This window comes from Aeromonas sp. R7-2, assembly GCF_040908105.1.
Taxonomy (GTDB): domain Bacteria; phylum Pseudomonadota; class Gammaproteobacteria; order Enterobacterales; family Aeromonadaceae; genus Aeromonas; species Aeromonas caviae.
Genome location: NZ_JBFODC010000022.1, coordinates 189,545 through 212,808, shown reverse-complemented (window position 1 = coordinate 212,808; position 23,264 = coordinate 189,545). Strand labels below are relative to the sequence as shown.

Genomic DNA, 23,264 nt, shown 5'->3' with positions numbered 1-23,264 from the left:
CCCCCCAATCCCGCACACTGGCTGCGCTTTGGAAGCAAAAAAACATAAGGATATTCAATGAAAAAGTCGCTTATCGCCGGGGCGGTTGCCGCTCTGCTCACCCTCCCCGTCCTCGCCGCCCAGGTGCCTGAAGGCACCCAGCTTCTGCCAGCCGCCCAGCAAGTGTTCGTGCGCAACATCGGCACCGAGCCTGCCTCCATCGATCCCCAGATGGTGGAAGAGAGCGCGGGCAGCGACGTCGTCAACGATCTGTTCGAGGGGCTCTATACCCTGGATGGCAACGGCAAGCTGCAGGCGGCGGGCGCCCTTGGCTACGAGCTCGATGCCACGGGCACCGTCTACACCTTCAAGCTCAGACCCGATGCCAAATGGTCCAACGGCGAGCCGGTGACGGCGGCGGACTACGTCTATGGCTGGCAGCGGGCGGCGGACCCCAAGAACGCCTCCAACTACGCCTGGTTCATCGAGCTGACCGGCGTCGCCAATGCCAGCGACGTGGTGCAGGGCAAGCAGAGCCCGGATGCCCTGGGGATCAAGGCGCTCGATGACTACACCCTGCAGATCACCCTGAAAAACCCGGTCCCCTTCTTCCTCAAGACCCTCTCCCACTACACCACCTTCCCGGCGCCCAAGGCCACCATCGAGAAGTTCGGTCATGAGTGGGTCAAACCGGCCAATATAGTCTCCAACGGCGCCTTCGCCCTCAAGGAGTGGACCCCGAACGAGCGCCTCATCGCCGAGCGCAACCCCCACTACTGGGACAACGAGCACACCGTGCTGAACAAGGTGATCTATCTGGAGATCGTCTCCGATACCGCGGCCTACAACCGCTATCGTGCGAGCGAGCTGCACTACACCACCTATCCCCTGGAGCAGTATCAGCAGATCAAGCGCCAGAGCCCGGAGGAGCTGGTGAGCGCCCCCATGCTCGCCACCTACTACTACGTGTTCAACACCCAGCGCAAACCCTTTGACGACGTCAGGGTGCGCAAGGCACTCTCCCTTGCCATCGACCGGGACACCATCACGGAGAAGATCCTGGGACAGGGGCAGCTCTCCGCCTTTAGCCTGACCCCGCCGAGCGTGGACGGATTCGAGCTCAAACGCCCCGCCAGCGAGCTGATGAGCAAGGAAGAGCGCATCAAGCAGGCCAAGGCGCTGCTTGGCGAGGCGGGTTACGGCCCGGACAAGCCGCTGACGGTGGACATCCTCTACAACACCAACGAGGGGCACAAGAAGATAGCGCTCGCCATCTCCTCCATGTGGAAGCACAACCTGGGGGTCAAGGCGGAGCTCAACAACATGGAGTGGAAGACCATGGTGTCGGCCCTGAACGAGGGTGACTTCGGGGTGAGCCGCTACTCCTGGAACGGAGACTACAACGATGCCTCCACCTTCCTCGATATCATGACCTCCAGCAGCAGCGCCAACAGCGGCAAGTGGTTCAACAAGGAGTACGACGCCCTCCTGGCCAAGGCCCATGACGCCAAGGACCCCGCCGAGCGCAACCGCCTCTATCAGCAGGCCGAGGTGCTGATCGACGAGGAGGCCCCCATTGCCCCTGTCTACTTCTACGTGAAATCACGGCTGCTCAAACCCAACGTCAAGGGCTACCCCTACCAGAACCCGCAAGACCTGGTCTATGCCAAGGATCTCTATCTGACGGCGCAGTGACGCTGGGCACCGAACCAAAAAGACCGCCTCGAGGGCGGTCTTTTTTTATCCTACTTTTCCTGACAGCCCGCCACCGCGAGCCGGGCGCCCCTTCGCACCGTCACGGGCCTCACCAGCAACTGCGCCAGCAGCACCCCCATCAGGGTCATGCCGCCACCGATGAGGTGATAGCTGGTGAGCCGCTCCCCGAGCCAGCTGATGGCAAGGGCGGCCGTCATCACCGGCAACAGGTTCATGAAGATGGCGGTGCGGCTCGCCCCGAGCAGGGCAATGCCCTGCATCCAGAGCCAGGGCGAGAGGGCCGAGGTCGGGATCCCCGCATAGAGGATGAGCCAGAGGGCGCTGCCATCGGGCCAGTGCCCGTCCACCAGCAGATAGAAGGGGGTGAGGAACAGGAGGCTGCACAGCACCTGACCGTAGAGCATGGACCAGTTGTCCAGCCCCAGATCCCAGCGCTTGAGCAGCACGCTGTAGAGCGCATAGGTGGCCGCCGAGAGCAGCATGTAGACGGAACCGATATGGATGCCCTGGGTCAGCAGCCGGGCCGGATCCCCCTGCCCCAACAAAATCGCCAGCCCCAGAATGGAGATGGCGCCTCCCAGCAGCGCCCCCCAGGTGGGCCGCTCGCGCAGCAACCAGATGCTGAGCAGCACCGTCATCAAGGGGGTCAGTCCCATCATCAGGCCAATCTCGGTGGCCCCCAGGGTCTGGGCCGCGTAATAGCCAAAGGTCTGGTTCAAGACCATCCCGAGCAGGGCCAGCACCGCCAGCTTCGAGAAACCGGCCCGCAGTTTGCGGCGCTCGCGCCAGGCCCGGTGAGCCAGAAACGGGGTCAGCACCAGGGCCGCCACCATCCAGCGCGACCAGGCGAGCGCCGCAGGAGACAACACCCCGACCGCCAGCTTGCTGACGATGCCATTGCCGGCCCAGATGGCCATGCAGGAGAAGGGAAACAGGAAGGCAAGGGGCATTGCGATATCCAGAATAAAAAGGCGGGTATTGCGCGCGAGTATAGAGAGGCAATCAGGATAAGCAAGCCTGCCAACGCAGGAAGAAGCGCCATGACGCGAACGGTTGGCACCGCGCCCAGGCTCCATCAACAATCATGCCCGCACAGGGGCGGGCATGAGGGGGACCAGGGTCAGCCTGAGGCGCCTCAGGCGGCATCCATGTGGAGCCTTGAAATCAGTTCATTGACCTCGAGCACCGTCTGGCGATGGGGAATGTCGGCTTGCAATGGCATCATCAGCAAGCCCGACTGGAAATCGAAGCGCCCCCTGCCGTGGATGTAAATCCGCCCCTTGAAGAAGGTTTTGACATGTTTTGCCACCATCAGTGGCAGGTACTTCTTGAACACTCTCATCGTTTGCAACCTCTTGAAGTTGTATCCGTATGACAGCAGCTTATGCGAAATAATTCCGTTAAATTTATATAAAAAACCGGAAAATTCGACTCTCTCTTCCCCAAAAAACCAAACTGTAACTTATTATTAACTTTTACCGTATTGTATGCGGTCCTTCCAGCCAGAGCAAGACTCCTTTGCCATCTTGCCATTCGATGCAGGCCAGCCCGGACGTCGCGAACATGGGGGCCCCTGCCGCCGGGCAGAGACTCTGGACCAGATACCCCACCAGCGGCAGGTGGCTGACCATCAGGATGTTGTCATGCTCCGCCGCCAGCGCAGTGAGGTAGCTCGCCACGAAAGCCGGATCCCCGTAGGGGGTGATGTCGCCGCTCTCCTCGACCTTGAGGGCCTTGGGCAACTCGGGGGCGATGGCCTGCCAGGTCTGTCTGGCTCGCAGGTAGTTGCTGTGGATCACCAGGTTCAGGGAGCCTGCCAATTGGGGAGCCAGCCAGCCCGCCATGTGGATGGACTCTTCGATGCCTTGCTCGGTCAGTGGACGCTGTTCATCAGTCTTTGCGTTCATGCCAGCCTGGCCATGACGCATGATGTAGATTTTCATTACAACCTCGCCCAGGGGGCCTGTTTAAATAGCGGGGGAATCTTACCCCGCCATGCCGGGGGAAACAATTGCGCCACCTCTCAGAAAAGGGTTTGCCTCGCAAGATAGCGGGGTCGATAATCATGTTTAAATTCAAATAAATTCATCGCGAGCCCCTCCCCAATGAGCCCATATGCCAGTCCCAATGACCATCGGCGGTATCACTATCTGGAGCTGGCAAACCGGCTCAGGGTCTTGCTGATCTGTGATCCCGAGACCGACAAATCCGCCGCCTCCCTGGCGGTGAATACCGGCCACTTCGACGATCCTGCGGATCGCCAGGGCATGGCCCATTTCCTCGAGCATATGCTGTTTCTCGGTACCCGCACCTACCCCAAACCCGGTGAATACCAGCAATTCATGAGCCGTCACGGGGGCAGCAACAACGCCTGGACCGGTACCGAGTTCACCAACTTCTTCTTCGACATCGACAACGGCTTCTTCGAGGCGGGGCTCGACCGGTTCTCCCAGTTCTTCATCTGCCCCACCTTTGCACCGGAGTGGGTCGACAAGGAGCGCAACGCGGTGGACTCCGAGTACCGCCTCAAGCTGCAGGACGATGTGCGCCGCAGCTACCAGGTGCACAAGGAGACGGTCAATCCGGACCACCCCTTCTCCAAATTCTCGGTGGGCAACCTCGACACCTTGGCGGATCTTCCCGGCCGGGATCTGCGCTCGGACCTCATTGCGTTCTACGAAACCCACTACAGTGCGGATCGCATGGCGCTGGTCATGCTTTCACCGGCACCCATCGAGACCCAGCTGGCCTGGTGTGATCGCTTCTTTGGTGCCATTCCGGATCGCCGACTCGGCCCTCCGGTACTGAGCCATCCTCTCTACCGGCTCGATGATCTCGGCATTCGCATCCAGCTGACCCCGGTCAAGGAGACCCGCAAGCTGGCGCTGACCTTCCCGCTGCCGTGCGTGGATGAGTATTACGACAAAAAACCCCTCACCTTCCTGAGCCACCTCATCGGCTATGAGGGAGAAGGCAGCCTGCTCTCCCTGCTCAAGGGGCGGGGCTGGGTCAATCAGCTCGCCGCCGGCGGCGGCATCAGCGGCGCCAACTTCAAGGACTTTGGCGTGAGCTTTGGCCTCACCCCCCTTGGGCTTGAGCATGTAGACGAGATCATCGCCGCCCTGTTTGGCTATCTGAAGCTCATCGAGCGGGACGGGGTGCAGGCCTGGCGCTATGAGGAGAAGCGCAGCGTGCTGGAATCCGCCTTCCGCTTCCAGGAGCGGGGCCGGGCCCTCGACACCGTCTCCGGCCTCGTGCTCAACCTGTTCAGCTACGGGCCGGACGACCTGCTCTATGGCGACTACATGATGCGCGAGTTCGATGAGCCGCTGATCCGGCGCTTCCTCGCCAAGCTGACGCCCCACAATCTGCGAGTGACCATCCAGGCCCCGGAAGTGAGCACGGATCGCCTCGCCCGCTGGTACCAGACACCCTACAGCGTCCAGATCATCAGCGAAGCCGAGAAGATCCGCTGGCAGCAGAGTGAACCGGATCCCGCCCTGCACCTGCCGGCGCCCAACCCCTTCATCAGCACCCGCCTCGACGCCCGTCTGCCGGCGCTGTCCGCCGACATGCCGTCCTGCCTCATCGACAGGCCCGGTTTCCGGCTCTGGCACCTGCACGAGCATCAGTTCAGCGTGCCCAAGGGCAGCCTTTACATCTCCGTCGACAGCGAACATGCGGTCAAGAGCCCGCGTCACATCGCCATGGCGCGTCTGGCCGTGGAACTGCTCACGGATCACCTCAACGCCCTCACCTACCCGGCGGAGCTCGCGGGCCTTGGCTACCAGATTTATGCCCATCAGGGGGGCTTTACCATCAACCTCAGCGGCTTTGCCGACAAGCAACCGCTGCTGCTCGACATGATCCTCGGCAACCGCACCCTGGGGTATCCGGATCCGGCACGCTTTAGCGAGATCAAGGAGCAGCTTATCCGCAACTGGGAGAACCAGTCCAAGACCCGCCCCATCTCCCAGTTGTTCAACCAGCTCACCAGTTTGCTGCAACCCAACAACCCGCCCTTCGAGCAGCTGTTGCGCCACCTGCGCACCGTCGAACTCGGGGAGATGCCCGGCTTCGTCTCCGAGCTCTTTGCCAGGGTGCATCTGGAGGCCCTGGTACACGGAGACTGGACGGCCGCCGAGGCCCTCGAACTCGCGGCCCTGCTGGAGCGCCACCTCGGTGCCAACAGCCAGCCCAGCGCCGAGACCCGCCGCCCCCTCATCTCCATCCAGGATAGAGGCACCCTCATTCGGGAGCAGGGGTGCGATCACGAGGACTCGGCGCTGCTGGTCTACTACCAGTCGCGCACCACCCGGGCGCGGGATCTCGCCTGCTTCACCCTGGCCAACCACATCATGTCATCCACCTTCTTCCACGAGCTGCGCACCCGCCAGCAGCTCGGTTACGTGGTGGGAGCTGGCAACCTGCCCCTCAACCGCCATCCCGGTCTCATCTTCTATATCCAGTCGCCGGTAGCGGGGCCGCAGATCCTGCTGGATGCGGTGGAGGAGTTCATCGATCTCTTCCCGCTCGCCATGCTGGAGTTCACCGAGCAGCAGTGGCAGGAGAGCAAGGCGGGGTTGCAGGCCCAGCTCAGCGAGCGGGATGCCAACCTGCGCAGCCGCGGCCAGCGGCTCTGGGTCAGCATCGGCAACAAGGATCTGGGTTTTGATCAGCGCGAACGGGTACGCGAGGAGGTGGGCAGGCTCAGCCGTGCCGAGCTGGTGCGCTTCATCACCCAGCTGAGATCCCGTACCTCGGATCGCCTCATCCTCTGCAGCTATGGCCTGGGCCACGAGCACGACGAGCGGATCACCGGCCAGTTTGTCGACGATCCCAGGGCATTTCGGCTCAACGCCGCCACCTTCGAAGGCTGACCTCCCCTGTTGGCCACGCGCAGGCAATAAAAAGCCGACCCCGTGGGGTCGGCTGGAAAAACCATAATCAATTGCGACCAGAGTCGCCAAAAGTGAACATGAGCGTGAAAATCAGACACTGGGTTGATGTTCGGCCGGAGTTCAAACCAGAGCTCACCGGTCGGCACCAGCAGTGATTGAGAAACAGCCTCATCTTAGGCATTTCCCTGATTTTCCACGTTGATCTATGTCAAAGGAGGTAAAACAAGCGCCACTTCCCTCGTTGGCAGCGGCCTCGCGCCCTCTCAGCCCCGGCGGATCAGCCGGTAAGCCACCTCGTCGAAATAGGAGAGCTGCCCCGAGAGCACCCTGGGGTGATCCAGCTCCGCCCCTCGGCCCAGCACCTCGACACCAAAGTCGCGCTCAAACAGGGTGCGCACCTCCATCTCCCCCACCGAGAACGGCGGCTGTTGCTGCTGCTCGGGCTGATATTCGAGGGTCACCAGCAACACCTGCCCCCCCGCCTCCACCAGGCGGCTCATCAGGGCGGCATACTGGCGGCGCATGGCGCCCGGCAAGGCGATGAGGGCCGCCCTGTCATAGACCAGGCGATAACGCTGACCAAGCTCCGGAGCGGCGAAGAAGTCCCCCTGATAGATGCGCAGATCCTCGTGCCGGTGGCACTGATAGGGACCCACCTCGCTTCTCTCTGCACTCAGGTTGTTCTCGTCAAAAAACTGGGTAATGGCGAGCTCGGAGAGCTCGAAACCATCCACCGGATGCCCCTGCTCACGCAGCCAGAGCATGTCCCGGGACTTGCCGCAAAGGGGCACCAGCACGGGGTCGCTCCCTTGCTGGGCCGACCACCAGGATTGCAGCCAGCGGTTGAAATCTGCCTGATGAAAGCCAATCCGGTTCTCTTTCCACTTCTGGTGCCAAAATGCCGCTTCCATCATCTTCCTCTCGTCATCTGCAATGGTGCATCACTATCACAACTTCACCGAAGTGGCGCAAGCCCCATGATCCCGCCCCTGTGCAAGAGAACGCCCACGATGGGCAGGCCTCAGGCCACGACCCCAGGCAGGCTTGTCGCCATCGCTGCCAGCCGGGTCAGGATCTGCGCGAAGGTGGGTCGCCGGGAAGGCACCTCAAAGCCGCACTCCCCGGCCAGTCGATGAAGGGGGTCGAGGTCGGCGTCCCCCCCATCACAACGCGCCAGCAGCTCGGCCAGCAGGCAGCCAAAGGCCCGTACTTCCAGGCGCTCCAGCCGCCCGGCCAGCACCTCATCGACGCGGTCGTAACAGGAGGCGGCACCAAAGTCACCGAGCAGCACCCAGCCCGGCGCCTCCTGCGACGAGTGAGGCATCGCGGGCTGCAAGGAGTACAGCAGGTTGTGTGCGTAGAGATCGCCATGGAGGATGCCCCGCTCGTGCAGGTGTCGGGCGGCCGCAGCCACCCCCTGCACCATGGCCATCACCTGGGCCGGAGTGAAGTTCAGATCCGCCCCATAGACATCCCGGGTGCAGGAGTCCAGGCTTGGGGGCCCCGCCAGGGTGGCAAAGGCGGGGTCTATCAGGGGCATCACCAGTGCCGGGATGCCGGAGGGATGATCGCTCACCCGCCCCATCACCCCGACCAGGTTTGGATGGCGACCGGCGGCCAGGGACGCAGTCATCTCGCTCAGGGGCAAGCCATCGCTGGTGACGGCCCCCTTGAAGAGCTTGACCGCCACCGCCCCGGGCCCTTCAGCCCTCGCCCACTCGGCGCGATAGATGACGCCGGATGCTCCCTCCCCGAGCACATCCCCCAGTGAGAGCGCCTGCCAGGGGATCTCGGTAGTGAGCTCCGATGTGCCGTTCAGACACGCCTGCTCATCACAGAATGGGTTGCCCGCAAAGGCCAGCCAGGACAGACGCGGCATCGAGGGCAGCCAGCTCGGCAGCGCTGGCAGGCGGTTGGCGGCGATGCGCAAAAGCTCCAAACGGTGGCAACCGGCAAGCGTCTCGGGAAGCCCAGCGAGCCGGTTGCCCGAGAGCATCAGCTTTTGCAGGGCGTCGCACTGCCCCAGCTCGTCCGGCAGTCGTTCAATGGCATTGTCGGTCAGGATCAGCCAGCGCAATCTGGCGGGCAGGGAGGCGGCTGGGACGGTCGCGATGCGGTTGGCCTTGAAGCCCACCATGGTGAGCGCAGGGCAGCGCCCCAGCACCTCTGGCAGTTCGGTGAAGTTGTTCTCGGAGCAGAAGAGGATGCGCAGCTTCTTGCATTCGGCCAGCGCGTCAGGCAACTCGCTCAGCTGGTTGCCGGTGAGATCCAGCACCTCCAACGTTTCTTTGAGGCTCAGGATCTCGGGAGGGAACACCGCGAGATTTTCAGCAAGTTTGAGGTGGCGGGCGCCACAGAGCTCGCCTGCGCGAAGCTGTTCCAGGGTATGCATGGGATCGTCTCTGTCAACATTCGGGCTTGCGGTGGCTCACTGCGGGGCACTCCCCCCAGACCACAAAGGAGGGGCATTATAGGGAATGATGGCCAAAGATGGCCGATTTTCTTGCAACGCCTTCTCTTGCAAAGGCCCCCCATCGCCACACTCCCGCTCCCCGTTGCCATGAACCATCCCGGTCGCGCGCTTGGGTGGTTGATCATTTGGTTGGCGCCATATAGTATGGCGCCATACAAAGTCATTCGAGACTCACCATCATGATCACGCTGGAACAGAAACACCTCGCCCTGCTCGAGGATGCAGAGCGCCGCGGACACGCAGACACCCAAAACATACGCGTTTGCTTTGAGGTGTTGACCCTCGCCGCTGCCATCGCTCAGGCGTGCGCGGCGCGCCTGGCTCCCCACCGCCTCTCCGAAGGCAAGTTCGTGCTGCTGTTTTTGCTGCGCGACCTGCCACAAGGGCTGGCTCCCCACGAGCTTGCCGACAAGGCGGGGGTCACACGGGCCACCATCACCGGCCTGCTCGACGGTCTGCAACGGGACGGCCTGTTGGCTCGCCACAGCGACAGCCAGGACAGGCGAAAGATCTCGGTGCGCCTGACAGAGCAGGGCCAGGCCCTGGCGCAACACCTGCTCGATGAGCACAGCCAGTGGATAGGCTCCCTGTTTGCCGGGTTCGATCAGGCAGAGCGAGAGACCCTGAGCGCCCTGCTCAAGCGGGCCTGGCTCAATGTCCTCTCATCCCGGACAGGCTGCACTGAGGCCGCCACAGAGGAGCACCCATGACACGCAATCGCATCACGGATATCGCCCCCTCGCGCCTCGCCCAGCTCAACCGGGGAGAGGCTGAGGCAAGCAACCTGACCGAATGCCTGGCGGTGGATTTTGCCGCCCTGATGCAGTGTACCCTGCCTTCGCTCGGGCCCCAGGCGCTGGCATCAATGCACGCCGCATCCGGGGAGGGCATTACCCGGCGCATGGCACTGGCCGCCAGGCTGCTCCTGACCGAGAACGGCATGAGGGATCTTGCGACGCTCAGCCGTCATCCCTCCGATACCGTGCGGGGCTGGGCCTGTTTCATGGTGGGCGCGAGCGAGGGGCTGTCGCTCAGCGACCGCCTGGCCCTCATTCGCCCCCTCGCCGATGACCCGCACTTTGGGGTGCGCGAGTGGGCCTGGCTCGCAATGCGAACGACCATTGCTGCGCAGCTCGAGGTGGCCATTGCCGCCCTGGTGCCCTGGACGGCGGAGCCGTCCGAGCGGCTGCGACGCTTTGCAAGCGAAGCGACCCGGCCCCGCGGCGTCTGGTGTACCCATCTTGCGTCCCTGCGACAAGCGCCGGAGCAGGCCCTGATGCTGCTCGAGCCCCTCAAGGCCGATCCCGCCCCCTATGTGCAGGACTCCGTTGCCAACTGGCTGAACGATGCGAGCAAAGACAGGCCACAGTGGGTCACTGACCTCTGCGCGCGCTGGTCTCGCGAAAGCCCCTGCCCCGCGACAACCCGGATTTGTCAACGCGCCTTGCGCACCTTGCGCAAGGGCCAACTCCCGAAGGAACCCCTATGACCCACTATCTGGCAGAGCTCTACACCCCCACTCCCGCCTGGCTGGCACTGAGCCAGACGGCCCGTCAGCAGTTCTTCGAGGCCATTGGCACAGGCATGGCCAACCTCGCCGCCCTCGGGGTGGAGCCCATCGCCCTGGGCGAGACCGATGCTGCCACCCTCCATGGTGCGCCCCACCCCTTCTTCGCCATCTGGCGCGGGCCGGATGCCGCAGCCATCGAGGCCCTCGTCCAGGGAATAGCCGTATCGGGCTGGCACGACTACTTCGAGACGGTCAACGCCACCGGCGCCGGTGTCTCCCTGGGCCAGCACCTTGCACAGTTGGCCGCCCTGCCCTGCGCCGCCACATCCAGCCCCGCCCTGGCCTGATAACCCCTAAAAGAGCGTTATCCCACCAGACTTTGCGTCAGTGCCGCCGACACCGGTGGCACTGTTTTCCATGCCCTGCCCTTGCAAACCCAGGTCACCACCACCTGGGAAAGCGGCGCCACCACCCCGCTCCCTTCCACTCCCTTCAATAAACGCTGATATCTCCTGATACCGTGATGGCCCATCGCCGATGGGAAAAGTGAGCAAGATCCGGGTCGTCGTGACGAAGGTTCGCCGCCATAGTGCTTTCAAACCAACAGTGCTTTCGACCCCCCAAAGCTTTGAACCAAAGGAGGGTTGAACCAAAGGAGGTTTGAACCAGGAGGGGGTTGAACCCATCCACTTGTCTGCCAATCCTGCATGAGCGTCGCCACCTGGCGCCATGCGCATCTCGCGAGGGAACTGCCATGTCATTACTGTCCAACAAGGTCGCCATCATCACGGGCGCCAGCTCCGGTATCGGTCGCGCCAGCGCCATCCTGTTTGCAAGGGAGGGGGCCAGCGTCGTCGTCGGCGCCCGCCGCCAGCCCGAGCTGGATCTGCTGGTGGAGGAGATCAGGGAATTCGGGGGCCAGGCGGTGAGCCTGGCGGGAGATGTGAAAAGCGAAACCTATGCCCGCGCCCTGGTGGATCTCGCGCTGACCCGTTTCGGCGGACTCGATATCGCCTTCAACAACGCCGGCACCACGGGGACACCGGGCAGCGTGCCGGGGCTTGGACTGGCGCAGTGGCAGGAGACCCTGGATACCAACCTCACCAGCGCCTTTGTGGGGGCCAAGTACCAGATCCCCGCCATGCAGGCACGCGGGGGCGGCTCCCTTATCTTTACCTCCACCTTCGTCGGCCATACCCTGGGGCTGCCCGGCATGGCGGCCTATGCCGCGAGCAAGGCGGGCCTCATCGGTCTGACCCAGGTGCTGGCCGCCGAATATGGGGCACAAGGGGTGCGGGTCAACGCCCTGCTGCCGGGGGGCACCGACACCCCCATGGGGCGGGCCTTTACCGATACACCGGAGAGTCTCGCCTTTGTGCAGCATATGCATGCCCTCAAACGGCTGGCCCAACCGGAGGAGATCGCCCGCTCGGCCCTTTATCTCGCGTCCGATGCATCGAGCTTTACCACCGGCATTGCTCTGCTGGCCGATGGTGGGGTATCTATTTGTCGCACATGACCTTGTCGCACCCAAGATCCTGCGGCTGCAAACCTATCGTGAGAGCGCCTTATGTCTGATTACGCCCGCATCGCCGATGCCATCCGTTTTATCGCAAGCCAGGTGGCGCGCCAGCCCACCCTGGACGAGATAGCGGCGCACGTTCACTTAAGCCCCTTTCACTTCCAGCGGCTGTTCAGCCGCTGGGCCGGAGTGACACCCAAACGCTATCTGCAGGTGCTGACCCTGGAGCGGGCCAAGGCGCTGTTGCAGGAGTCGCGCCCGCTGCTGGAGGTAGCCGACACCCTGGGCCTTAGCAGCGGCTCGCGGCTCTACGATCACTTCGTGCAGCTCGAGGCGGTGACGCCGGGCGAATACAAGCAGCGCGGGGCCGGGCTGGTGATCGATCACGGGGTGCACGACACCCCCTTCGGCCAGGCGTTCGTCGCCCTGACCCAGCGGGGGGTATGCAACTTCTCCTTTCTCGATGACCAGGCCCCAGAGGCGCCCCTGGCCGCCCTCGCCCAGCGTTGGCCAGCGGCAGAACTGCGAGAAGCGCCATCACGCACCCAGGAGGTCATCCACACCATGTTCGATGGCAGCAAGACGCCGGATCGCCCCCTCTCCTTGCACGTGAGCGGCACCAACTTTCAGATCAGCGTCTGGCGGGCGCTGCTCGCGATCCCGCCCACCAAGGTGGTGAGCTACGCCCAGGTGGCGAGCGCCGTCGGCAACCCCAAGGCCGCCCGCGCCGTGGGACTGGCGGTGGGCGCCAACCCCGTCGCCTTGATGATCCCCTGCCACCGGGTCATCCAGCAAAACGGCAAACTCGGCGGCTATCACTGGGGCGAAACCCGCAAACAGGCGATACACGCCTGGGAAGCGGCGAGATATGAGTGAAGTTCGCCGGTCTGATAGGGGGAAAAGAGCCGACTGATCATGAGGCAACAGACCATCAGATATAGCCGGACAGTCGTCCGGCTATATCCAGGGGGGGATTACCGTACCAACAAGGGCCATCAGAATGCCAAAGGCATGGCCCTTGTTGGCGTCCGCTTGACCGACTAGTTAGGCGTGGCGCGTTACTAGTACTTCTCGTAATGTGCTGCTGCATAGCCGTCTTCCCATTCGCATTGAGGGCAAAGCTCGGCTTCTTCGTATTCCACATTCGAGTAGAGATAGTCTGCCTTGCATGACTTGCACTGGAGCACGGGTTCATTGTGACCACACAGCACACAGACCTCTGCCTCCATGTCGAAAGTCTCATTGCCGCACATCGGGCATTCCATCGTAGGAATACCGCTGCCGTTTAGCGCCTCTAAGACGCGAGCCTTTTCAAGTTCATAGAACTCGGCATACTCATTGAGGCGCTTCCACGCCGGATCTTCAATCCTGCGGCCAGCCCAATCGAGCCCTACTTCATCTGTGGCGAAGCGAAAGATAAAAGCGAGCACGCTACCAATGACAACCTTTGCCTCGGTTGCGTCAATGGAGAACTCATAGTGCTCAATTTCATTCCTCTTCTCTCTGATGGTTTTTAATGCGCTTTGGTCAGCCTCAGTGAACTCAACCTCTCCAATTCTTTGAAGGCGGCGTAAAGCATCCGCAGCCGTCACGGTGTGAGCTGTAGCAGAGGGGTACTTATCAACGTCAGACAGAATAAACGCAGGGTGAATTTGGCGAAGACGTTCTTTGAAAAGAAGTTCTGCTACGTGAGAGAGGTCCAGGATGATGCGCTTGAAGGTTCCTGCTGTTGGCGCCTTGGGCATTGCGTTGAGATGCGAAATCGCATGCTCAAGGCTGTCGAACGCGTTTTCTACCAGTGTGAGCTTCTGTGTTGCCATGGCTTTGAACTCAAGCGCCTAACAGTGATTAGATGGAAGGCGGTACTAATCCAATAGCAGAGCCTTCTGTATAACTCCGCTTCATCTTCATAACCGCCATAAAACTCATTTTAAATCATAATATTACCAACCAATTTCTGACAGCTGAGCATATTCGCCTGACTTCCTCTTTTGGCTCTATGACTTACGCCGTATGAAATACAGAAAAGAAATCAGCCATGGAAAGCACCACCAAACCCGCCTGCGTGAACAAGTCAAAATAGTGATGCATTTGCATCACTGAAACATCCGAATAGAAGATCCTGCTGGTACTGACTCGCTGTTGCATTCGCTTCTATCCACTGCGACACCCACTGGTACCCAGTCCGCCCGTGCCATTCCCGAATAACAGCCAAGCTACCGCCCGACAGCCTCCAGTTTGCTGCCTTTGGCCCACGCGATGTCTCTTGGCCTGACTCATAGGTGACTCCAAAGAAGTCATTTCCAAACGACTATCCTAGCGAGCGAGAGAGACAAGAAAAAGCGGAGGGTGGGTGTTTCCCAAGCCAGATCAAGAAATGACCCCGTCTTGGGGGGGCGCATCAGCCACTCGCATCACCCTCTTGCATCAAGATGGGGCATCCAAACGGCGGGTATCCGGCTCCATTACCCACATGGCAACTGCGGACAGGGGTTGCTCCCCCTCCCCGTCTGGATAAACCACAGCCTGCCGCCTTGTGTGGATGCGATGGATGGCGCTCTTCCGATCGACTCGGGCACTCACCGCGACAACGTTGGCAACAGAGCCCTCACCCCCTGCGCCAGGGACAAAATTTTCTCGCAAACGATTGGAAAAAGAAAAGGCGCCTCAAGGGCGCCTTTTTGACAGTTTTGCGTGATCGCAGGGAGAGGCGTTAGCCGCTTATTCCCATTCGATAGTCGCGGGCGGCTTGCCGGAGACGTCGTACACCACGCGGGAGATGCCGTTGATCTCGTTGATGATGCGATTCGACACGTGGCCGAGGAAGTCGTACGGCAGGTGAGCCCAGTGGGCGGTCATGAAGTCGATGGTCTCGACGGCGCGCAGGGCAATGACCCAGTCGTACTTGCGGCCATCGCCCATGACGCCGACGGAGCGCACCGGCAGGAAGACGGCAAACGCCTGGCTGACCTGGTTGTAGAGGTCGGCCTTGCGCAGCTCTTCGATGAAGATGGCGTCAGCCTTGCGCAGCAGGTCGCAGTACTCTTTCTTCACTTCACCAAGCACGCGCACGCCCAGACCCGGGCCCGGGAAGGGGTGACGGTAGAGCATGTCGTAGGGCAGGCCGAGTTCGAGGCCGACGCGGCGCACTTCGTCTTTGAACAGCTCGCGCAGCGGCTCCACCAGCCCCATCTTCATCTCTTCCGGCAGGCCGCCGACGTTGTGGTGGGACTTGATGACGTGGGCCTTGCCGGTCTTGCTGGCAGCGGATTCGATGACGTCCGGGTAGATGGTGCCCTGGGCCAGCCACTTGGCGTTCTTGAGCTTCTTGGACTCGTCGTCGAACACTTCGACGAAGACGCGGCCGATGGTCTTGCGCTTGGCTTCCGGCTCGTCGATACCCGCGAGAGCGGAGAGGAAGCGCTCTTCGGCGTCGACCTTGATGATGTTCAGGCCGAAGTGATCGCCGAACATGTCCATCACCTGCTGGCCTTCGTTCAGGCGCAGCAGGCCGTTGTCGACGAAGACACAGGTCAGGCGATCGCCGATGGCGCGGTGCACCAGCATGGCGACCACGGAGGAGTCCACGCCGCCGGAGAGGCCCAGGATCACCTCGTCGTCACCCACCTGCTCGCGGATGCGGGCAACGGCGTCGTCGATGATGGTGGCCGGGGTCCAGAGGCATTCGCAGCCGCAGATGTCCTTGACGAAGTGTTCCAGCATACGGGCACCCTGGCGGGTGTGGGTCACTTCCGGGTGGAACTGCACGCCGTAGAAGCGCTTGGCTTCGTCGGCCATGGCGGCATGGGGGCAGGTCGCGGTCTGGGCGATGGTGGTGAAACCGGCGGGGATCTCGGTGACCTTGTCGCCGTGGCTCATCCAGACATCCAGCAGGGCATTGCCGTTGTCGGCAATGGCGTCTTCGATGTTGCGCAAGAGAGCGCTGGTCTTGCCGGACTGGCCCAGCACTTCGACCTGGGCGTAGCCGAATTCACGCAGGTTGGAGGACTGCACCTTGCCGCCGAGCTGCTCGGACATGGTCTGCATGCCGTAGCAGATACCGAACACCGGCACACCGGCGTTGAACACGTACTCGGGGGCGCGCGGGCTGCCCGCCTCGGTCACGGATTCCGGGCCGCCGGAGAGGATGATGCCGCTCGGGTTGAACTCGCGGATCTGCTCTTCGGTTACATCCCAGGCCCACAGCTCGCAGTAGACGCCGATTTCACGGACGCGACGGGCGATGAGCTGGGTGTACTGGGAACCGAAATCCAGGATAAGGATACGGTGGGCGTGAATGTCTTTAGTCATTTTATTCCTGCATCAGGCTGATGTTGTCACAAAAAGCACGGGATAAAAAAAGGGTGGAAAAACGGGGCGCAGAGCCCCGTTTCATCAGCCCATCCGGTAGTTGGGGGCTTCTTTGGTAATGGTCACGTCGTGAACGTGGGACTCTTTCATCCCGGCGCCCGAGATGCGCACAAACTCGGCCTTGGTGCGCATGTCGTCGATGGTCGCGCTGCCAGTCAGACCCATGGAGGAGCGCAGGCCGCCCATCTGCTGGTGGATGATCTCTTTGAGGCGGCCCTTGTACGGCACGCGCCCTTCGATCCCTTCCGGCACCAGCTTGTCGGCGGCGTTGTCGGTCTGGAAGTAACGGTCGCTGGAGCCCTTGGACATGGCACCCAGAGAGCCCATGCCGCGGTAGGACTTGAAGGAGCGGCCCTGATAGAGCTCGATCTCGCCCGGCGCCTCTTCGGTACCGGCAAACATGGAGCCCACCATGACGCAGCTTGCGCCCGCGGCGATGGCCTTGGCCACATCGCCGGAGAAGCGGATGCCGCCATCGGCAATCACCGGCACGCCGGTGCCTTCCAGGGCGTCCACAGCGTCGGAGATGGCGGTGATCTGGGGCACGCCCACGCCGGTCACGATACGGGTAGTACAGATGGAGCCCGGGCCGATACCGACCTTGACGGCGTTGACACCCGCTTCCACCAGCGCCTTGGCGCCAGCGGCGGTGGCGACGTTGCCGCCGATGATTTGCAGGTCAGGATAGGCTTCACGGGTCGCCTTGATGCGATCCAGCACGCCCTGGGAGTGGCCGTGGGAGGAGTCAATCAGCAGCACGTCCACACCGGCTTCCACCAGGGCGGCGACGCGCTCTTCGTTGCCGGCACCGGCACCGACGGCGGCACCGACCCGCAGACGGCCACGCTCGTCTTTACAGGCGTTGGGCTTGCGCTCGGCTTTCTGGAAGTCCTTCACTGTGATCATGCCCTTGAGCTTGAAGTCGCCGTTGACCACCAGCACCTTCTCGATGCGGTGCTTTTGCATCAGGGCCACCACCTCTTCACGAGGGGCCCCTTCACGCACGGTCACCAGACGATCTTTCTGGGTCATGATCTGTTCGACGGTCTGGGAGAGATCGATGACGAAGCGCACGTCACGGCCGGTGATGATACCCACCAGCTGGTTGCCGTCAGTCACCACGGGGTAACCGGCGAAACCGTTCTTGTGGCTCAGCTCCTTGATCTGGGCGATGGTCATGTCAGGGCGCACGGTAACGGGATCGCTGACCACACCGCTCTCGTACTTCTTGACCTTGCGCACTTCGGCAGCCTGCTGCTCGATGGACATGTTCTTGTGAATGAAGCCGATACCGCCTTCCTGGGCCAGTGCGATAGCCAGACGGGCTTCGGTCACTGTGTCCATGGCAGCGGAGATCATCGGGATATTCAGCGTGATCGCAGACGTGAGCTTGGTACGCAGGTCGGCGGTATTGGGGAGAACAGTGGAGTGGGCTGGAACCAACAGTACATCGTCGAAGGTCAGCGCTTCTTTGGCAATCCTGAGCATGGCAATATCTCACCGTTGAGGAGTGGGGGTGTAAAATATTGCCGACAAATTTTACTCATGCATTGGGCAGTGGTAAAGAAGTTTTTTGAATTTTTTATGGCGTAGCCCGATTTAACGCCACCAACAGGGCAAAAAACCAATAAATTCAGCCGTAACCATGCCGTTTTTCCCGACAAGATGATCTTTTTTGCCGTTGAGCCCCTTTCTGCCGCCAGTCTCCCGGAACGGCCTTTTTCCCTCTCAGCCGTCAGCCAGACCGGCTGTCAGTTCCCCTGATAGCGGCCCGGCTTGTGCCAGTTCATCAGCATGGCGTTCATGGCCAGCGCACTCAGGGTTGACCAGAGCAGCAGGGGAAGCGGCAGGGTGAGCAGAGAGAGCGCAAACACCAGCACATCCAGCACCATCTGGCTCTTTCCCGCATTGATGCCGGTGCGCCGTTGCAGCCAGAGCGTCACCACGCCGGTGCCCCCCACGGAGGCATTGTGACGCGCCAGAGACAAGACCCCCATGCCGAGGAAGGTTCCCCCCACCAGGGCGGCAAACAGGGGATGGACATAGCTCACCGTCAGCAGCAGCGGCACCGCCTGGGTGGCCGCCGAGAGGGCGACGTTGACGATCAGCGTCTTGAGGGTGAAGGCGCGCCCCATGGTGACGTAGCAGAACACCATGAAGGGCAGGTTCACCAGGAAGAAGAGCACGCCGATGGGCAGGGTGCTGACATGGGCGATCAGCAGGGCGATGCCCGCGATGCCACCGGTGATCATGCCGGAACACTTGAGCAGATTGAGCCCCACGGCGATAAACATGACCCCGAGCACCATGCCGTAGACATCGTCCTTGAGGGTATGGGCCAGCCCCCTGCCCGCAGCCGCTGGCTGCATGGTCATTTCACCTTCCATATGACTCCTTAGATCCGATTTGATGGTGGCATCCGTTGCCCGACAACCAGGCCGCGTTGGGGCTGATGGCGGCGACCCGTTCACCTTGCCGTCCCCACCCCCCAATCTTGCGCTCCCCCGCCCCCTGATCTCGCCATCATGGGGATGACAAGGCACAGCAAAAAGAGCGCCAATCAAAACAAGAGTCCGCGATAACATAAATAATCGGATTTAAATTCCGACAAATGCGCAATATGCAGGTAGAATCCACCACTTCCGTGATCGGCCATCACAGTGGCGCAGCATGTTTACCCGCGTCACCGAAAAAGGCCTCGTGCTATCCCCTTCACAGCCCGGTTTTTCGGCAGATCATGTCGATAGGATGCCGCTTTTCAGCATGGATGATGCTTGTCATGGGGGAAGCCCGGGGGCCATACGGCGTGTTTCTTCGGGGCGGGTTCCAGGGGCGGATGTGGATGTCGCGCACCAATAAAGAGCAATTGCACCAATATAGAGCAGCCGAGTGGCACAGTTTGCCTTGCACCGCAGCGCAAAGACGACATGGGCACCGCTTTGCTCACTGCCATGAGCACAGCAATGAGCACTCCAATATGCAGAGCATGAAGTGACTCGGGCGGCGGATGCACCACTCCCCTTCCCTCTAGCCCCCTGCCCATGAGCGTGCTGGTCGCGAGTCCACAGGTCTGCCCATCCACCAGCCCCCGCAGCCAGAGCCAGAGCCAGAGCCAGAGCCAGAGCCAGAGCCCCATCAGGATGGGGCATCCATTCAGGCATAGGCAGAAGGCAGAATAAAAAAGTCGGCCCGAAGGCCGACTCGCTGCACCCTGTGACAGGGCTTCCTTACTTGAGGTATTTGCCGTCAGCACCGACCTTGCCCGGGCCGTTCAGTACCCAGACCCGCGCCGAATAGGCGGGCACCGCAAAGCTCAGGCTGCCGTTGCTGACGCTCTGGCTCGCACCGGTTACCGCGTCCGTGTAGGTGCCGTTCTTCAGGCCACTCAGGTTTATCTGCTGGGCCGAGTTGGCCGCAAGGCCCACGGCGGCGTAGCTCCCTTCGGCACTCAGATCACGCACGAAGCTGATGCCGCTCCCCCACTCGTTCACCTGGCTCATGGGCGCTTTTTGCAGGGCGGGCACCGCCTTGCGGATCTGGTTCAAGCGCTTGATGTGCTGATAAAGCGGGTGGCTCGGGGTGGCGGGGTTGTCCAGCACCTCCCCGTAGTAGGCACGACCGGTCTGATCCACCGTCATGGTGGCCCCATCGATATCCTGGGGCTTGCCCGCCTGGAACATCACCTCCTCCCCGTAGTAGAGGGTCGGGATCCCCCGCGCCGTCCAGAGCAGGTTGTAGGTCATGGCCGCATTCCCCTCTTCCCCGCCGTAGCGGTACTTGAAGTCGTTGTCCGGCCCCACGTCATGGTTCTGGAAGAAGGTGATGAGCTTGGTGGCATCCCCATAGACCCAGTCCATGGCGAAAATCCCCCCTACCCCGCCAAAGTTCCCCCGGGTGACGTTGTCACGGAAGGTGGAGAACAGCGAGAAGTCCAGCACAGAGAGGCCGGAATCGCCCCCTGCACGGGGATTGGCCGGGTTCGGCGTGGTGCGGGTATACCACCAGGGGCGGATCACCGCCGAGGCATTGTCGTTGGCCAGCTCAGAGCCCCAGCCGGTGCCCTTGACCAGGTTTTCGCCAAAGACGAACAGCCCCGGCTTGTGGGCCTGCCAGTCATGGACATAGGTCAGCAGTTCGTCCCGCTCGATGTGCTTCAAGGTATCGATACGAATCGCATCCACCCCCATGTCGAGGTACTGACGAATGGCGCCGTTGAGGTAGTCCTTGACGTTCTGGTTGCCGGTGGCGAGATCGATGCAGTCCCCCGCCATGTGCTTGCGCTGCAGGGCGAGCGGGCTCTCCCAGTCACCGCCGGACATGAAACCGTCCAGGTGATACCAGGCGGGATCCAGGGTCTGGGCGTCGATGCCGAAGAAGCGGTTGGGGTTGTAGCCTGCGCTCGGCACGGTGGCGCCGGTCTTGGGATCTACCAGGGGCTGGGTGCCCGCCGGATCGGACTGGCAGCGAGCCTTGTACCAGTCGGGCGCCGCCGGGTTGTCGTCGTCACAGCGGTTGGCACTGGCGTAATCCCCAAGATTGCCCTGATAGGGGCCATTGTTGATGAGTCCCTGGCTCGACCCCGCCGGTACGTAGTATTTGACGGGCAGGCGATCGATCCAGGTCTTGCCGCGCAGGCCGTACTGGCTCGAGTGGTTGAGCACCACGTCCTGGATCACCTTGAGCCCCTTGGCGTGGGCCGCCTGGATGAACTCCCGGTAACCCGCCCCCGGCGACTCCAGACGGGGATCGACCCGGTAGAAGTCGTAGGCATGGTAGCCGTGGTAGTCGAGGCCGGAGCGGTTCTCCACCGGCGGCGTCACCCAGATGGCGGTGAAGCCGAGATCCTTGATGTAGTCGAGCTTGGCGATCAAACCCTTGAAGTCGCCACGCCACTGGGGATCCCCCGCCTTGTAGCGATCCCGGTTGTAGTAGTTGTTGCTGGCATCGCCATCATAGAAGCGGGCAGTCAGCAGGAAGTAGATGCTCTCGGCGCGAAAATCGCCGCTCGCCACCCCCTGCTCGCCGATACGGTACTCGAAGCGCTGCTCGCGCTGATTGCCGCTGGCGTCGATGGCAAGGGTGCGGATCACCAGATCGGTGCCGCTCCCCTTGTCACTCGCCACCAGGGGCTGACCTGCATAGCGGGCCGATGCCGTGGTGGGCTGGCTGCCGTCCGTCGTGAAATGCACGGCGGGGGCGCTGTCCTGATCGTCGCTCACTCCCAGGGTGATGGACTGACTGTCCACATAACTCCCCGGGGACGGGGTGGCCGTCACCGTGGGGGCCTGCAGATCGGCCCCGGCCAGCGTCTCCACCTCGATGGCCTTGCGCAGGCTGTCAAAGCAGATGCGATAACTGGTGTTGGCGCTGACCAGGTAATCCTGGGCCGGATACGCCTCGGTCCAGTCCCCCTTGTGGTCAATCTTGAAGCGGGGGTTGTTGCTGCCAAAGGCCTGCTCGGTGCAGAAGATGGTGCCATCCTCGCTGGTCATGGGGGTGAGCCCCCAGTTGTTGGCCGTGCCCCGGAAGTACCAGCTGTCGCTGCTCTGTCCTGCCCCGACCACCACGCTCACGCTGCTGCTGCCCTTGGCGCCCTGATCGTCGGTGACCGTGAGGCCATAGGTGAAGGTGCCGGTCTGGGTGGTGTTGACGACGATGCTCTCCGTGGTCTCGCCGCTGCTCCACAGATAGCTCGCGATCTGGCCGTCGGGATCCGTGGAGTCGCTGCCGCTCAAGGTGAGCGACGCCCCCTGGGTCACGTTCACCGTCCCCCCCGGGGTGATGACCGCGAGCGGCGGCTGGTTGTCATCCCCAAGGGGGGTGATGCTGTAGGCCAGGGTCTGATCGTTGACCTGGATGCGCACCGTGCCCACGGCGCTCCAAAAGATGTCGCCGCCACTTTTCTCCAGCACGCCGTCGCCGTTGCTGTCGCCAAAGTTGACGGCCCAGTCCCCAGCCTGATCAAACTTGAGGCGCTGGCTCGCCTTGCCATCCAGGTAGGCTTCCACCTGCCACAGGTGATCCGCCACCAGGGTCATGGGGAGGCTGGCCCAGCCGTTGAAGGTGCCGCGCACGTTGAGCTGCGGCAAGGTGCTGGCAAACCCCGAGGCCTCGCAACTGGCCACCGCCGTCGCGCTCACCGCCTGGGTGCTCGCGTTGATGCGGATCTGGTACGCCGTGTTGGCATTGACCCCGTAGTCGGCCGCCGGGTAGCTCTGCTGCCAGTTGCCGTACCTGTCTATCTTGAAGCGCGGGCCGCCGCTGGCATCCCCGCTCACGAAGCGCTGGCAGGTATCAAAATTGACGCCGTCCGTCGACGTCATGGCGGTCGCCGCCCATCCATTCGCGGTGCCCCGGAAGAACCACTCCGCCGCCGTGCTCGGCGCCGTGATCAGGGTTCCCAACAATCCGGCCGCGAGTATCCATCTAGCCATTGATAGTCCTTTATTTTCATTGTTTGTGTGTGATGCCGGTGTGTCCCGGCATTCCCCCATCCGCAACGTCCCGCCTTCAGATGAGCCCGACCAGTCTAGAGTCCCCCATGGCCAATTCATGGCCAACACGCGCAAAATGTGACCACTGTCGACCTCATCATGGGCTGTATGTGATTGATAGCGCTTTCATTTCCTGGCGCAGAAGTGAGGGGCCCCCCCATCGGGGAGAGCAAGATGGCCGCCCTCCGCGACCACCTCGGGCACAGGGTCAGCCCCTGCCTCCTGCACGGCGCCGTTGCCATCGGGGACACTTGCCCCCATGATGCAATCCCTCTTGCCATCTCGGGCAACAGGGCGG

Annotated in this window: 17 protein-coding genes; 7 read left to right on the top strand and 10 right to left on the bottom strand. The window is 62.1% G+C overall.

The window, feature by feature from the left end; translation table 11 throughout:
• Window positions 1–57 precede the first annotated feature (57 nt).
• A complete protein-coding gene (locus AB5Y47_RS08265; RefSeq protein ID WP_010674562.1) occupies window positions 58–1,674 on the top strand; it encodes a peptide ABC transporter substrate-binding protein in 1,617 nt (538 codons plus the stop codon).
• A 50-nt stretch (window positions 1,675–1,724) separates the two neighbouring features.
• On the opposite strand, the gene AB5Y47_RS08260 is transcribed toward AB5Y47_RS08265, so the two are convergent.
• The 3 genes from AB5Y47_RS08260 to sixA all read right to left on the bottom strand — a co-directional run bounded on the left by AB5Y47_RS08260 (window position 1,725) and on the right by sixA (window position 3,638).
• Window positions 1,725–2,645 carry a DMT family transporter gene (locus AB5Y47_RS08260; protein WP_104452888.1) on the bottom strand — a complete coding sequence of 307 codons (921 nt, stop codon included), beginning with the start codon at window positions 2,643–2,645 and terminating at the stop codon, window positions 1,725–1,727.
• Window positions 2,646–2,830: 185 nt separating this feature from the next.
• Complete coding sequence (locus tag AB5Y47_RS08255; protein WP_005324080.1) at window positions 2,831–3,037, bottom strand: DUF1107 domain-containing protein; 207 nt, start codon at window positions 3,035–3,037, stop codon at window positions 2,831–2,833.
• A gap of 133 nt (window positions 3,038–3,170) precedes the next feature.
• Window positions 3,171–3,638 carry a phosphohistidine phosphatase SixA gene (gene sixA / locus AB5Y47_RS08250; RefSeq protein ID WP_069651167.1) on the bottom strand — a complete coding sequence of 156 codons (468 nt, stop codon included), beginning with the start codon at window positions 3,636–3,638 and terminating at the stop codon, window positions 3,171–3,173.
• A 162-nt stretch (window positions 3,639–3,800) separates the two neighbouring features.
• Between sixA and AB5Y47_RS08245 the strand changes: the two genes are divergently transcribed.
• Window positions 3,801–6,575: an insulinase family protein gene (locus AB5Y47_RS08245; protein WP_323895383.1), complete on the top strand. Its 2,775-nt coding sequence runs from the start codon at window positions 3,801–3,803 to the stop codon at window positions 6,573–6,575.
• 284 nt (window positions 6,576–6,859) lie between these two features.
• Here AB5Y47_RS08245 and AB5Y47_RS08240 read toward each other — a convergent pair whose 3' ends face one another.
• Entirely contained in the window at window positions 6,860–7,507 is a 648-nt protein-coding gene (locus AB5Y47_RS08240; protein WP_039039037.1) for a thiopurine S-methyltransferase, read from the bottom strand.
• A gap of 110 nt (window positions 7,508–7,617) precedes the next feature.
• A complete protein-coding gene (locus AB5Y47_RS08235; RefSeq protein WP_323895385.1) occupies window positions 7,618–8,988 on the bottom strand; it encodes a leucine-rich repeat-containing protein kinase family protein in 1,371 nt (456 codons plus the stop codon).
• Between the two features lie 260 nt (window positions 8,989–9,248).
• Between AB5Y47_RS08235 and AB5Y47_RS08230 the strand changes: the two genes are divergently transcribed.
• From AB5Y47_RS08230 to AB5Y47_RS08210, 5 genes are all read left to right on the top strand, one after another.
• Window positions 9,249–9,779 carry a MarR family winged helix-turn-helix transcriptional regulator gene (locus tag AB5Y47_RS08230; protein WP_368220124.1) on the top strand — a complete coding sequence of 177 codons (531 nt, stop codon included), beginning with the start codon at window positions 9,249–9,251 and terminating at the stop codon, window positions 9,777–9,779.
• The gene (locus AB5Y47_RS08225) at window positions 9,776–10,558 is read left to right on the top strand and encodes a HEAT repeat domain-containing protein (protein ID WP_323895387.1); all 783 of its coding nucleotides are present in this window, start codon (window positions 9,776–9,778) and stop codon (window positions 10,556–10,558) included. Before AB5Y47_RS08230 ends, AB5Y47_RS08225 begins: the two co-directional genes overlap by 4 nt.
• On the top strand, window positions 10,555–10,926 hold the full coding sequence (locus tag AB5Y47_RS08220; protein WP_323895388.1) for a DUF6616 family protein: 372 nt from the start codon (window positions 10,555–10,557) through the stop codon (window positions 10,924–10,926). The genes AB5Y47_RS08225 and AB5Y47_RS08220 overlap by 4 nt, the downstream gene beginning before the upstream one ends.
• 407 nt (window positions 10,927–11,333) lie before the next feature.
• A complete protein-coding gene (locus AB5Y47_RS08215; RefSeq protein WP_124244096.1) occupies window positions 11,334–12,098 on the top strand; it encodes an SDR family oxidoreductase in 765 nt (254 codons plus the stop codon).
• Between the two features lie 51 nt (window positions 12,099–12,149).
• The gene (locus AB5Y47_RS08210) at window positions 12,150–12,977 is read left to right on the top strand and encodes a methylated-DNA--[protein]-cysteine S-methyltransferase (RefSeq protein ID WP_319885825.1); all 828 of its coding nucleotides are present in this window, start codon (window positions 12,150–12,152) and stop codon (window positions 12,975–12,977) included.
• Window positions 12,978–13,162: 185 nt separating this feature from the next.
• On the opposite strand, the gene AB5Y47_RS08205 is transcribed toward AB5Y47_RS08210, so the two are convergent.
• The 5 genes from AB5Y47_RS08205 to AB5Y47_RS08185 form a co-directional block, all read right to left on the bottom strand.
• The gene (locus AB5Y47_RS08205; protein ID WP_182310606.1) at window positions 13,163–13,921 is read right to left on the bottom strand and encodes a hypothetical protein; all 759 of its coding nucleotides are present in this window, start codon (window positions 13,919–13,921) and stop codon (window positions 13,163–13,165) included.
• 901 nt (window positions 13,922–14,822) lie between these two features.
• Window positions 14,823–16,412, bottom strand: a complete 1,590-nt coding sequence (gene guaA / locus AB5Y47_RS08200; RefSeq protein WP_010674550.1) for a glutamine-hydrolyzing GMP synthase — start codon at window positions 16,410–16,412, stop codon at window positions 14,823–14,825.
• 84 nt (window positions 16,413–16,496) lie between these two features.
• A complete protein-coding gene (gene guaB / locus AB5Y47_RS08195) occupies window positions 16,497–17,960 on the bottom strand; it encodes an IMP dehydrogenase (protein ID WP_010674549.1) in 1,464 nt (487 codons plus the stop codon).
• Between the two features lie 263 nt (window positions 17,961–18,223).
• On the bottom strand, window positions 18,224–18,859 hold the full coding sequence (locus AB5Y47_RS08190; RefSeq protein WP_010674548.1) for a YitT family protein: 636 nt from the start codon (window positions 18,857–18,859) through the stop codon (window positions 18,224–18,226).
• 840 nt (window positions 18,860–19,699) lie between these two features.
• The gene (locus AB5Y47_RS08185) at window positions 19,700–22,906 is read right to left on the bottom strand and encodes an alpha-amylase family glycosyl hydrolase (protein ID WP_368220123.1); all 3,207 of its coding nucleotides are present in this window, start codon (window positions 22,904–22,906) and stop codon (window positions 19,700–19,702) included.
• Between the last annotated feature and the right edge of the window lie 358 nt (window positions 22,907–23,264).